This is a genomic window from Agromyces aureus, assembly GCF_001660485.1.
Classification (GTDB): Bacteria; Actinomycetota; Actinomycetes; order Actinomycetales; family Microbacteriaceae; genus Agromyces; species Agromyces aureus.
In genome coordinates, this window is sequence record NZ_CP013979.1 from 3,573,489 (window position 1) to 3,585,911 (window position 12,423).

The following is a 12,423-nucleotide window of genomic DNA, read 5'->3' on the forward strand; positions in this document are numbered from 1 at the left end:
CGCTCCTACTTCTTGCTCTTCTCCGGAACCGGCAGCGTGCCGTCGGCGCGCTTGGCCGCGTAGTAGGCCCGCGCTTCGTCTTGACGCTCCTGCTCGGCGCCCGAGGCGATCTTCGCGCGCAGGTGCTCGGGGCCGTAGCCGAACGCGTCGACGAGGTCCTGCGCGTGCGGGCGGAGCCGCTCGATGAGCCGGTCGAGGTACGCGGTCACCGACTGGGCGCGCTTCGGCGAGAGGCGGCCGTTGATGAGGTACCAGGCGGCGTGCTGCTCGATGAGTCCCAGCCCGAACAGGTCGCGCACCCACGTCAGCACCTGCTTGGTGCCCGGGTCGGTGACCTTCGCGAGGCCGCGCGTGAACGCCTCCCACTGCAGCAGCTCCGCGTGGGCACGGGCGGCCTCGATGAGCTCGTTCTGGTTGCGGTTGAACAGTGCGGCGCCCTCGATCTTCGACAGCTTGCGGGCCTCGCGCAGCCGGCCGGCGATCTCGGCGATCATCGTCTCGACGCGATCGGTCAGCATCGAGCGCTGCGTGTCGGCGTCGCGGAGCTCCGCGACCGAGCGCGCGGTCGAGCCGAGGTCGGCGATGTTCTGCCCGAGGCGTCGCAGGCCAGTGCCGTGGTACGCGCGCTCCGCCGTCTCGGTGACGACGTAGCGGGCCATGGCCCCGACATCCGCCTTCGCGAACTGCTTGGAGTAGTCGGTGAGCAGGCGCTTCGCGACGAGCTGGAGCAGCACGTTGTTGTCGCCCTCGAACGTGACGTACACGTCGAGGTCGGCGCGGAGCCCGACGAGACGGTTCTCGGCGAGGAAGCCGGACCCGCCGCAGGCCTCACGAGCCTCTTGCAGCGTCTCGAGCGCGTGCCAGGTCGACAGCGGCTTGAGGGATGCGGCGATGGTCTCGAGGTCCTGGCGGTCCCCGTCGGTGTCGGCCTTGCCCGAGAACACGGCGTCGAACTTCACGAGGAACTCGTCGTGCGCGAAGATCTGCGCGTACGTCGTGGCGAGCTTCGGCAGCAGGCGGCGCTGGTGGCGCTGGTAGTCGAGGAGCACCTCTTCGTCGGTCTCGCTCGCGGCGTTGAACTGGCGACGCTGGTTGCCGTAGGTCACGGCGATCGCGAGCGCCGCGGCCGATGCCGCGTTCGCGGCGCCGTCGAGCGAGACGCGGCCCTGCACGAGCGTGCCGAGCATCGTGAAGAAGCGGCGGCCCGGGCTCGAGATCGGGCTGGCGTAGGTGCCGTCCTCGGCGACCGAGCCGTAGCGGTTCAGCAGGTTGACGCGGGGAACGCGCACGCCGGTGAAGTGCAGGCGGCCGTTGTCGATGCCGTTGAGGCCGCCCTTCAGGCCGTCGTCCTCGCCGCCGATGCCCTCGAGGAACGCGCCGTCGGCGTCGCGGAGCGGCACGTAGAACGCGTGCACGCCGTGGTTGACGCCCTTCGTCACGAGCTGCGCGAACACGACCGCGGCCGTGCCGTGCACCGCGGCGTTGCCGAGGTAGTCCTTCCACGCGCCGCGGAACGGGGTGTCGATGACGAACTCCTGCGTCGCCTCGTCGTAGGTGGCGGTCGTGCCGATGGACGCGACATCCGACCCGTGACCCGTCTCGGTCATCGCGAACGCGCCGGGCACCTCGAGCGACATGATCGCCGGCAGGAAGGTCTCGTGGTGGTACTCGGTGCCGAGGTGCAGCACGGCCGCACCGAAGAGGCCCCACTGCACACCCGACTTGATCTGCAGGCTCGGATCGGCGAGCACGAGCTCCTCGAACGCGGCGATGTTGCCGCCGTGGTCGTCGTGACCGCCGACCGACTTCGGGAACGCGCGGTGCACGGCGCCCTGGTCGACGAGGATCTTCAACTGGCCGAGCACGCGCTCGCGGTGCTCGTCCATCGACTGCCCCTCGATGCGCTGCAGCTCTGGCGAACCGACGCGCTTGCGCGCCTCGAGGCGGATCTCGGGCCACGAGCCGAGCAGCTGGTGACCGAGCGATGCGACGTCGATGCGGGGGCCGGCGGGCCGGGCGCCTGCGGGGGGCGCCGGGATCGGGGCCGCGGCCGCCTCACGTGCGGGCGTGGCGGGAACGGTCGCGTCGGTCGTCGCGTCGCGGTTCTTCGCGTCGTTCTTCGTGGATCGGGATGCCGTGTCAACCATCGTCGGTTCGTCCTTCGTCTGCGCGGGATCAGCTCATTCCACGGTATGACCGGCCGGCGCACCGCCAAAGCACTGCAGACGAGGCCGACAAAGGCGCGCGGAGACGGCTCGGTGCAGCCTGTGCCAAAGCTACAAAACGGATGCCGCGGGCCTATGCGATGCGCACAAGCGTGCGGGCCGATGGGCGTTGGTCACCACGGCACGGGCCGCACCGTGGCTGATGCGACGACGGCCGCCACGCGGCATCCGCGCATCGCGCTCAGCTGTTGAAGAACGCGCTCGCCTTCTTGGACCAGAGCAGCATCAGCCCGATGAACGTGACGAGGATGCTCAACCACTCGCCGACCGGGTTGCCGAGGTTGGCGACCGCGATGAACAGCGACGAGATGAGGGAGAACACCATGACCACCGTGATGATGAGGCGCGCCGCCGTGTTGCCGCTGAGCAGGCCGCCCGCGACGATGACCGTGATGAGGCCGAGGATGATCGAGACGATCGCCGCCGTGTAGACGGCCCCCGCGCCGCCCCACTGCGGATCGACCGCGATCGCGCTCGCCTGGAAGAACTGGATCGTGCCGACGACGATGTCGATCGCACCCGAGATCCACGCGATGATCGCGACGATGGTGACGCCCGCTGGGCGAGCGGTGTTTTGTGCCATGGTGGATCCCCCTCCGCCGGGCCGAACGGCGACGACCGGCTTCACGATGATCGTAGCGAGCCGGAGCCCCGGAATGGGCGGATGCCGCGGACGAATCGCCCGCGTCACCCGCCGAGTCGGATGGCGACGATGCCCGAGACCGCGCAGACGGTGGCCGTGAGCCGCCACCGGCTGAACGGCTCGCGGAACACGAAGTAGCCGATCAGCCCGGCGGCGAGCACCCCCGTCTCGCGCAGGGCGGAGACCACCGCGAGCGGAGCCAGCGACTGGGCCCAGACGACGATCGTGTAGGCGGCGAGCGAGAGGATGCCGCCGAGCACGCCCATCGGCGCATGCCGCCGCATGCCGCGGAGCAGCTCGGCCCGGTCGCGCGAGAGCACGAGGCAGACGAGCGGGATCGTGACGCCCTGCATGAGGAACAGCCACGACGCGTATCCGAACGGCTCGCCCGAGAGCCGCACGCCGATGCCGTCGAGCACCGAGTAGGCGGTGATCGTGACGCCGACCGCGACCGCCATCAGCGTTCCGGCCGGGCCCCCGCGCCCCTTCGGCGACCACGACAGCGCGAACAGGGCGATCGCGACGACGGCGACCCCGGCGAGCTGGGCCGGGGTCATCCGCTCGCCGAGGAACACCGTCGCGATCAGCGTGATGCCGAGCACCGCGATGCCCCGGGTCAGCGGATAGGTGCGGCCGAACTCCGACTTCGCGTACGCCGCCGTCAGCAGCACGAGGTACAGCGTCTGCACGGCGGCCGAGACCAGCAGGTAGGGCCAGACCTCCCGCGGGGGGAACGGGAGCACGAGGCATCCGATCGCTCCCACCACGAGGTAGACCGTTCCGATCAGCGCAGACGAGACGAGCCGCGCGGGGATCGCCTTCGCGATCGCGTTCCAGGTGCCGTGCAGCAGCGCGGCGCCCAGCACGGCGAGGAGGACGCCTGCGCTCACGCGGCGGCACCTCCAGGCTCGGCGACGGCGTCGGCAACGGCGCCGTCGACACGCACGGCGCGCAGCAGCACCGCCTGCTCCGGCCGGAGCGCGGGCATCACGACGCCGATCGCGGCCAGTGCCGCGCCGGTCGACTCGAGTGGGCCGGCCTCCCACCACGGCGCGGGGTCGGCCCCGTGCGGCACCCCGCCGACGAGCACGGGCTCGACACGGTAGCGCTCGCCCGCGTCGAGTCCGGGCAGGCGGATGCGCCCGGGGCTCGCCACCGAGGATCGCGCGAGCGACACGAACGCGAAGAGGCCCGCCGAGCCGTCGGCCGCGACGACGCCGTTGACCGCGAGCGAGGCGTCGGGATGGTCGAGTCGCACCAGCTCGCCGCTGTGGAGCAGCTCGCGATGCTCCTTGTGGAACCGGATCCATGCCTCGAGCTCGGCGAGTTCGGCCGCGCTCGCCTGACGCAGGTCCCATTCGACGCCGAGGTGGCCGAACAGCGCGGTGATGGCCCGGAACGAGAGCGCGTGAAGCCGGTTCGTCGTGTGCGAGGCGCCCGACGCGATGTGGGCCCCCATGAGCTCCGGCGGCACCAGCTGCGTCGTCCACCGATTGGTCTGCTGGCGGTCGACGGGGTCGTTGTTGTCGGAGACCCAGATGCGATCGGTGCGCTCGAGGACGCCGAGGTCGACCCGGCCGCCACCCGACGAGCACGACTCGATCTCGAGGCCGGGATACCGGGACTTGATCTCGTCGACGAGTCGGTAGAACGCGAGCGTCTGCTCGTGGACCCCGGCACGGCCGAACGGCGCCGTGCCGGCATCCACGAGGTCGCGGTTGTGATCCCACTTGATGTACGCGATGTCGTACTCGGCGAGGATCGCGCACATCGCGTCGCGAACGTGGGCGTACGCCTCGGGGATGCCGAGGTTCAGCACCTGCTGGTTGCGCGACTCCACCGGGAGCCTGCCGCCCGTCGACATGATCCACTCGGGATGCGACCGCGCGAGGTCGGAGTCCGGGTTCACCATCTCGGGTTCGAACCAGAGGCCGAACCGCATGCCGAGGTCGCGCACGCGATCGACGAGCGGATGCAGCCCGTTCGGCCAGACGTCGGCCGACACGGTCCAGTCGCCGAGGCCCGCACGATCGCTGCGACGCGCGCCGAACCATCCGTCGTCGAGCACGAAGCGTTCGATGCCGATCGCCGCCGCCCGCTCGGCGAGGTCGACGAGCGTGTCCTCGTCGTGGTCGAAGTACACCGCCTCCCACACGTTGAGCGTGACCGGCCTCGGTGAGCGCGGATGCTGCGTGCGTGCCCTGAGGTGACGATGCATGCGTCTCGCCGCATCGTCGAGTCCGGCACCGTAGATGCCGTAGACCCACGGGCTCTCGTAGTGCTCGCCCTGGGCGAGGCGCACCTCGCCGGGCAGCAGGAGCTCGCCGCCGCCGAGCAGTTGCTCGCCGCTCAGCACCCGCTCGACCTGGTGCACGTGATTGCCCGACCACGCGGTGTGGACGCCCCAGACCTCGCCGTGGGCGAAGCCGAAGCCCGGCGTGCCCACCGAGAGGATCGTCGCCGCGTCGAGCCCGGTGCGGCCGCGGCGGCCCTCGCGCCGATGCGCGCCGACCGTCAGCGTGCGACGTTGCGGCGCGCGCTCCCCCGCCCAGCGCCCGGCGAAGTCGAGCACCTCGCTCGCGATGGCCGGCGTCGGCAGGCAGAGCATGAGGTCGTTGAGCTGGTAGGCCTCCGCCCCGAGGTTCTGCAGGTCGGCGCGGGTGCGCACGATGCCGGCCTCGCTGAGTTCCACCGTGAGGGTGAGCGACAGCCGGGCGTCGGCGTCGGCCGCGGTCACGACGAGGGTTCCAGAGCCGTGGTCCACCACGGTTCGAGCGGATGCCCCGGCCAGCGGGACACCGTCGAGCGTCACCCCGGTCACGCGCCAGAGCGGCGACCACGCGGCGCCGGCCCTCGACCCGCTGACGCCGGGGCGACCCATCCAGCCGCGGGCGTGCTCGGGGAGGATCGAGATCCGAACGGGCACGTCGACCTCGCTCGCGCCGACCGGAAGCACGCCGGTCTCGAGCAGCGCTCGATACGCCGACGGGTCGAGCGCACCGCTGTCGGCGCCCCAGTGCACGACCGCGGGCAGCCCGTTCTCGCCGAGGTCGAGCACGAGGGCGACGCCGCCCGCGCGCATCACCAGACCGAAGTCTTCGATCAGTGTCATGTCAATTCCTCTCGAGGGACCCTCGCGATAGTGTTTACGTCACCATGTCGCCCGAATCGAACACTCCGTCTGGACCGGTGCCGCATTCCAGAGCGCGTGCATCGATCATGGACGTCGCCGCGCACGCCGGCGTCTCCGCGCAGACCGTCTCGCGCGTGGCGAACGGCCAGAACAACGTGCGCCCCACGACCCGCGACAAGGTGCTCGCCTCGATGCAGGCGCTCGGCTACCGCCCGAACAGCGCGGCGCGGAACCTCAAGTCCGGCCGGTTCCGGAGCATCGGCTTCGTCACCTTCAACCTCGCGACGCTCGGCAACGAGCGCACGCTCAACGCGGTCGCCGAGGCATCCGAGGCCGCCGGCTACACGACGACCCTGCTGCCGGTCTTCGACCCGACGCAGCTCGACGTCGCCGGTGCGTTCAGCCGACTCGAGGAGCAGGCCGTCGACGGCATCATCCTCGTGATGTCCGCCGAGGTCGGCCCACTCGACGACCGGAAGTTCACGGCCGGGCTGCCGCTCGTCATCGTCGACTCCGATGCCAAGCTGCCGTACACGATCGTCGACACCGACCAGGAGCAGGGCGCGAAGCTCGCGATGCAGCACCTGCTCGACCTCGGCCACCGCGACATCGCGCACGTCTCCGGACCCGAGAGCTCGTTCTCGTCGCGGCGTCGCACCGTCACCTACGTGCAGACCATGGCCGACGAGAACCTCCCCGCACGCCCCGTGCTCGTGGGCGACTGGAGTGCCGCGTCCGGCCTCGCACTGGGGCGCGAGCTCCTCGCGAGCGGCCCCCCGCCGACCGCGGTCTTCGCGGGCAACGACCAGATGGCCCTCGGCGTCATGCATGCGATCAAGGAACGCGGATGGAGCGTGCCGCGGGACATCAGCGTGGTCGGGTTCGACGACTCCGAGGAGGCGCTGGTCTACTGGCCCTCGCTCACCACGATCCACCAGAACTTCGACAAGGTCGGCAAGAGTGCCACCTCCCTGCTGCTCTCGCTCATCGACGGCGAGCCCGACACCCGGCAGAAGGTCCTCGTCGAGACGCGACTCGTCGTCCGTGACAGCACCGGGCCCGTGCGACGCGACTGACGTCGCCCCGACGAGCGCGGCCCGGTTCGATCGCCCGAGCACGCTCATGCCTCGGTCTGGCCGAGCTCGGGGTGGGCGACGAAGCGGGCGCTCGCCGAGACCGCACCGAGGCTCTCGAAGATCAGGAGCTCGTTCTCGCCCGCCCGCACGACGGGCGCCGGAACGTAGAGCGTGCGCTGCGGGCCGCGGCTCCAGTAGCGTCCGAGGTTCACGCCGTTGACCCACACGACGCCCTTGGTCCAGCCGGTCAGCTCGAGCTGGAGGTCGGCCGACGACGCCACCTCGAAGGTGCCGCTCGCGAACACCGGACCCGAGAGCGGGGCGCCGCGTCGCTGCGAGCCGGCGCCGGGCCCGGCCGCGAGCCCGGCCGCGAGCGCGGTGCGCACGGGTGCGAGGTCGTCGAGGAGGATCGGGGCGGCCGACCATTCGGTGAGCGGCACGCCGTCGAGGGTCGCGGGCGCGATGAGCCCCTTCGCCTCGCCGAGGCGGGGCCCGTAGTTCACCCCGCCGAGGTTCTCCACGAGCACGGTGAGCTCGCCCCGCGCGTCCTCCGGCAGCGGCAGCACCCGCTCGTGGAGCTCTCGGTCGAGCGTGCCGACGAACGCCCCGTCGACGAACACCTGGGCCCGGTCGCGCACCTCGCCGAAGGCGAGCAGCCCGCCGTGCTCGATCTGCGTCGAGTACCGCATGAATCCCCGGATCGAGCCGAACTCCGCGGCGACCGGGAGACGGTCGAAGGGCTGCGACTCGAAGATCGGCACCGACCACAGCGAGGCGCTGCGGTCGAGGAGCACGTCGAGCTCGGGGGCATCCGCTCGCTCGGCCGGCACCTCGTCGGGCACCGGGGCGTACTTCGAGATGACCTCGCGGAAGCGCCAGAACTTCTCGGTCGGCGTGCCGTCCTCGGCGAGCGGGGCGTCGTAGTCGTACGAGGTCGCGATCGGGCGGTACGTGCCCTTGTCGTTCGCGCCGCCCGTGAAGGCGAAGTTGGTACCGCCGTGGAACATGTACACGTTGACGGATGCCCCGGCCGCGAGCAGTTCGTCGAGCTCGCGGGCGGCGTCCTCCGCCGAGGTCGTGTGGTGGATCTCGCCCCAGCTGTCGAACCATCCGCACCAGAATTCGGAGCACATCAGCGGACCGGTCGGCTGGTGGCGGCGCAGGGTGGCCAGCCGCTCCCCCACCCGCGAGCCGAACGACCCCGTGCGGTGCAGGCCGTCGAGGCTTCCGTTCTCGAGCATCTCGTCGAACGGCTGGTCGACGGTGGTCAGCGGCACGTCGATGCCGTGCTCGCGGCTCAGCTCGGTGAGCCGGCGGAGGTAGTCCTCGTCGGCGCCGTAGGCACCGTACTCGTTCTCGATCTGCACGAGGATCACGGGGCCGCCGAGCTGGACCTGGCGGGGACGCACGATGGCGTAGACCTCGTCGAGGTACTCCCCGACGGCCGCGAGGTAGGCCTCGTCGTGCGATCGCAGCACGATCGCCTCGTCGGCGACGAGCCACGAGGGAAGGCCGCCGTCATGCCATTCGGCGCAGATGTAGGGGCCGGGCCGCACGATCGCGTGCATGCCCTCGGCGTGCACCAGGTCGAGGAATCGCGCCAGGTCGAGCTGCCCGGCGGTGCGGAACTCGCCGCGGGTCGGGGAGTGCTCGTTCCACGGCACGTACGTCTCGATGGCGTTGAGGCCCATGAGGCGCGCCTTGCGGATGCTCTCGCGCCACTGGTCGGGGTGCACGCGGAAGTAGTGCAGCGCGCCGGAGAGCACGCGGTGGGGCGAGCCGTCGAGGAGGAAGTCGGTGTCACCGATGGTGAAGTTGGGCATGCGCTGGTCCTGTGTCGAGAAATGGACCGCGGGGCAGCCGCCGTGACGGCGACTGCCCCGCGGGATGATGCGTCCTACTGGTTGACCGTGAAGCCCTGCTCGTCGCCGAACTTGACGAGGGTGTCCTGCCACTCGAGGAGCGCCTCGTTCAGGTCGCCGCCCGAGCCGAGCGCCTTGCCGACGGAGTCGGAGAAGACGTTGTTCGCATAGCCCTGGTACGGCAGGTACTGCCACCCGGGCAGGACCGACTCGGCCGAGGCCGCGCCGACCTGGTTCGCCGGCTGGCCGCCGTACGATTCGTACGGGTGGTCGAGCCACTCGGGGTTCTCGAGGTCGGCGATCGTCGACGGGAAGCCGTTCTCGTTCAACAGCGCACGCCCCTCGCCCTCCGCGAGGTACTTCAGGACACCGGCCGCGGCGGCCTTGTTGGCACTCTGCGCGGTGACGGCAAGGCCGCTGCCGCCGTTCTCGGCCGAAGCCGGCTCGCCGTCCCACGTCGGCATCGGAGCGACCTCGAACCGGCCGGCGGGGCCGTAGTCGTCCATGCCGCTGATCATCCAGGAGCCCATGAGCAGGGTGCCGAGCTTGTCCTGGGTGAGCGCCTTGGTCCATTCGTCCGACCAGGTGGACAGGCCGGAGAGCTCGCCGGCTGCGAGGCGCTCGCCCCAGAAGTCCGCGAACTTCTTCGTGCCCTCGTCCTGCAGGTCGATGGTGACGTTCTCACCGTCGGTCGTGAACGGCTGGCCGCCCGACGCCCAGATCATGCTGGTGAAGAAGCCGGCGTCGCCGCTGTTCGCGATGTACGCCTCGGGGTCGGCAGCGTGGATCGCCGCCGAGGCCGTGGCGAACTCGTCCCACGTGGTGGGGGCCTCGGTGATGCCCGCCTTCTCGTAGAGCCCCGTGTTGTAGATCATGACCATGGGGCCGGAGTCCGACGGCATCGCGACGAGCTTGCCCTCGACGTTGACGGAGTTCCACGTCGACGCGGTGAAGGAGCTCTCGTAGCTGTCGAGGCCGTAGGGCGTCAGGTCGGCGAGGGCGCCGCCGAGGGTCAGCTGCGGCACCGTCTGGTACTCGACCGGCACGATGTCGGGAGCGCCCTTGCCCGCCTTGACGGCGTTCTGGAGCTTCGTGACGACGGCGTCGGGGTTCTCGAGCTTGACGACGTCGAACGTGACGTTCGGGTACGCCTCGGAGATGGCGTCGGCCTGCGCCTGGGTGTTGTCGCTCCACGTCCACCAGGTGAGCGTGACGTCCTGCGCCAGCGCGGCGTCGGTGTCGGTCTCGCCGCTGTCGGCGCCCGGTGCTGCGCCGCTGCAGCCCGAGAGCACGCCGACGAGCAGCGCACCGGAGCCGAGGACGGCTCCGAGTCGCATCCATCGGCGGGTGGTGTTTCGTTCCATTGCTGTGGTTCCCTTCGCTTGGTGTTCTGGGGTTTGGGGTGCCGGCGTACCGGCTTCGCCGGGCGGGCCGGACTACTTGACGCTCCCGGCGGTCAGTCCCGACTGCCAGTAGCGCTGCAGGTAGAGGAACGCCGCGGAGATCGGGATGACGGTGAGGAGCGAGCCCGTGATGACGAGGTTCGGGATGGCCTGGCCGCCGATCGCGCTCGACTGCGCCGACCACTGGGCGAGGCCGACCGGCAGCGGGTACCACTGCGCGTCGCTCAGCATGATGAGGGGCAGGAAGTAGTTGTTCCAGGTCGCGACGACGGTGAACATCAGCACCGTGATGAGGGCCGGTGCGAGCTGGCGCAGGGCGATCACGAAGAAGATGCGGATCTCGCCCGCGCCGTCGAGGCGTGCGGCCTCGAGCAGCTCGTCGGGGATCGCTTCACGGGCGTACACCCAGACGAGGTAGAGGCCGAAGGCGCTCACCATCGAGGGGATGATCACCGACCAGGGCGTGTTCGTCAGCCCGAGCCCGCTGAAGAGCAGGAACTGGGGCACCGCGAGCGCCGAGGCCGGAATGGCCATCGCGCCGAGGATGATCGCGAACACCCAGCGCCGGCCCGGGAAGTCGTACTTCGCGAGGCCGTAGCCGGCGAGCGTCGCGAACAACGTGGCACCGCCGGCACCCACGACGACGTAGGCCAGGGTGTTGCCGAGCCAGCGCAGGAAGATGCCGTCCTGGTAGGTGAACGTGTCGACGATGTTCTGGAAGAGGGCGAACTCGCCGCTGAACCAGAACGCGAAGGAGTCGTAGAGCGAGTCCATCGTCTTGGTCGAGCTCACGACGAGCCACCAGAGCGGTACGAGGCAGTAGAGCAGCATGACCGTCATCAGGATGCCGAGGGTGATGGAGGCGCGCTTGTGCCGCGGCGTCGCCCGGTCGCGCCTGCCCGGCCGGCGAGCGATCCTGCCGCTCGCGAGCCGGCTCGGCGCCGGCCTGGACCCGACGCCCGATTCGACCGCGCTCATGCCTTCGTCCCGTTCCGGTCGCCGCCGAGTTGGACGAGGTAGGCGACGATCATGGTGATGACTCCCGAGATGATCGCGATCGCGGCGGCGTAGTTGAACTGCGAGCCGGCGAACGACAGGTTGAAGGCGTAGAGGTTCGGCGTGAAGTAGGTGGTGATCGAGTTCGGGGCGATCGTCTGCAGGATCGACGGCTCGTTGAAGAGCTGGAAGCTGCCGATCACGGAGAAGATCGTCGCGATGACGATCGCGCCGCGGATCGAGGGCAGCTTGATCGAGAAGATCGTGCGGAACGTGCCGGCGCCGTCGATCTCGGCCGCCTCGTAGAGCTCCTGCGGCACGGCCTTCAGCGCGGAGAAGAAGATGAGCATGTTGTAGCCCACGAACTCCCACGTGACGATGTTGCCGATCGACGTCAGGATCAGGTTCTCGGCCAGCGGGGAGGGCAGCTGCATGCCGAAGAACCGGTTCAGGTCGGCGACGAGGCCGAACTGCGAGCCGTACATGTAGCCCCAGATCATCACCGCGACGACACCGGGAACGGCGTAGGGCAGGAAGATCGAGAGCCGGTAGAACGGCACCCAGCGCAGCCGCGCACTGTCGAGTGCGAGTGCGGCGAAGAGCGCGAGTCCGAGCATGATCGGCACCTGCACGAGCAGGAACAACGAGACCCGGAGCATGGCCTCCCAGAACTTCGGGTCGACCAGGGCGATGGCGTAGTTCTCGAGCCCGACGAACGAGTTGCCGCCCATGAGCGTCTCGCGGAAGAGCGAGAGGTAGATCGCGTACACCAGCGGCGCGATGAACACGAGCGTGAAGATGAGCATGAATGGCCCGACGAACCACCATCCCGCCCAGTTGCGACGAGCCCGCCTGCGGCGGGTTCCGACGGTGCGGCCGGTCGTGCCCCCGGATGCTGCGCCGGTCGCGGCGACCGTCGCGTACGTCTCGGTGGAGACCCCGGCGGGGGTCTGGGCATGCGCGTGCGCCACGGTCATCCGCGGCCTGCTTCCGCACCTCGGGTGGGCGATGAGTTCGTCATTCGCGTCCGCACTCCTTCGTGAATGTTTGCGTTGCCATCACCGTATACGCGACAATAATGTTTA

The 12,423-nt window shown here is 70.0% G+C and carries 9 protein-coding genes; 1 reads left to right on the forward strand and 8 read right to left on the reverse strand.

The features are described 5' to 3' along the window. Positions 1–5: 5 nt before the first annotated feature. The 4 genes from ATC03_RS16035 to ATC03_RS16050 form a co-directional block, all read right to left on the reverse strand. Positions 6–2,147, reverse strand: coding sequence for an acyl-CoA dehydrogenase family protein (locus ATC03_RS16035; protein WP_067879251.1), 2,142 nt, complete (start codon positions 2,145–2,147; stop codon positions 6–8). 259 nt (positions 2,148–2,406) lie between these two features. Next, positions 2,407–2,808 (reverse strand): DUF7144 family membrane protein, encoded by a 402-nt coding sequence (locus tag ATC03_RS16040; protein ID WP_152030986.1) that lies wholly within the window; start codon positions 2,806–2,808, stop codon positions 2,407–2,409. A gap of 104 nt (positions 2,809–2,912) precedes the next feature. Further along, positions 2,913–3,758 carry a DMT family transporter gene (locus tag ATC03_RS16045; protein WP_067879256.1) on the reverse strand — a complete coding sequence of 282 codons (846 nt, stop codon included), beginning with the start codon at positions 3,756–3,758 and terminating at the stop codon, positions 2,913–2,915. Beyond that, positions 3,755–5,980: an alpha-galactosidase gene (locus tag ATC03_RS16050; RefSeq protein ID WP_067879259.1), complete on the reverse strand. Its 2,226-nt coding sequence runs from the start codon at positions 5,978–5,980 to the stop codon at positions 3,755–3,757. The genes ATC03_RS16045 and ATC03_RS16050 overlap by 4 nt, the downstream gene beginning before the upstream one ends. A gap of 107 nt (positions 5,981–6,087) precedes the next feature. Between ATC03_RS16050 and ATC03_RS16055 the strand changes: the two genes are divergently transcribed. After that, positions 6,088–7,077, forward strand: a complete 990-nt coding sequence (locus ATC03_RS16055) for a LacI family DNA-binding transcriptional regulator (protein ID WP_227820133.1) — start codon at positions 6,088–6,090, stop codon at positions 7,075–7,077. A 44-nt stretch (positions 7,078–7,121) separates the two neighbouring features. Here the strand turns inward: ATC03_RS16055 and ATC03_RS16060 are convergent, their stop codons facing one another. From ATC03_RS16060 to ATC03_RS16075, 4 genes are all read right to left on the reverse strand, one after another. After that, positions 7,122–8,900 (reverse strand): glycoside hydrolase family 35 protein, encoded by a 1,779-nt coding sequence (locus tag ATC03_RS16060; RefSeq protein ID WP_067879265.1) that lies wholly within the window; start codon positions 8,898–8,900, stop codon positions 7,122–7,124. Positions 8,901–8,974: 74 nt separating this feature from the next. Then, the gene (locus ATC03_RS16065; RefSeq protein ID WP_067879268.1) at positions 8,975–10,303 is read right to left on the reverse strand and encodes an extracellular solute-binding protein; all 1,329 of its coding nucleotides are present in this window, start codon (positions 10,301–10,303) and stop codon (positions 8,975–8,977) included. Between the two features lie 72 nt (positions 10,304–10,375). Continuing rightward, positions 10,376–11,320 carry a carbohydrate ABC transporter permease gene (locus ATC03_RS16070; RefSeq protein ID WP_055862301.1) on the reverse strand — a complete coding sequence of 315 codons (945 nt, stop codon included), beginning with the start codon at positions 11,318–11,320 and terminating at the stop codon, positions 10,376–10,378. Beyond that, positions 11,317–12,315, reverse strand: a complete 999-nt coding sequence (locus tag ATC03_RS16075) for a carbohydrate ABC transporter permease (protein WP_082462436.1) — start codon at positions 12,313–12,315, stop codon at positions 11,317–11,319. Before ATC03_RS16075 ends, ATC03_RS16070 begins: the two co-directional genes overlap by 4 nt. Positions 12,316–12,423 lie beyond the last annotated feature (108 nt).

Bases quoted from the DNA above. Each gene is read 5' to 3' on its own strand.
- ATC03_RS16035 (WP_067879251.1), bottom strand. From the start codon at position 2,147: ATGGTTGACACGGCATCCCGATCCACGAAGAACGACGCGAAGAACCGC.
- ATC03_RS16040 (WP_152030986.1), bottom strand. From the start codon at position 2,808: ATGGCACAAAACACCGCTCGCCCAGCGGGCGTCACCATCGTCGCGATC.
- ATC03_RS16050 (WP_067879259.1), bottom strand. From the start codon at position 5,980: ATGACACTGATCGAAGACTTCGGTCTGGTGATGCGCGCGGGCGGCGTC.
- ATC03_RS16055 (WP_227820133.1), top strand. From the start codon at position 6,088: ATGGACGTCGCCGCGCACGCCGGCGTCTCCGCGCAGACCGTCTCGCGC.
- ATC03_RS16060 (WP_067879265.1), bottom strand. From the start codon at position 8,900: ATGCCCAACTTCACCATCGGTGACACCGACTTCCTCCTCGACGGCTCG.
- ATC03_RS16065 (WP_067879268.1), bottom strand. From the start codon at position 10,303: ATGGAACGAAACACCACCCGCCGATGGATGCGACTCGGAGCCGTCCTC.
- ATC03_RS16070 (WP_055862301.1), bottom strand. From the start codon at position 11,320: ATGAGCGCGGTCGAATCGGGCGTCGGGTCCAGGCCGGCGCCGAGCCGG.
- ATC03_RS16075 (WP_082462436.1), bottom strand. From the start codon at position 12,315: ATGACCGTGGCGCACGCGCATGCCCAGACCCCCGCCGGGGTCTCCACC.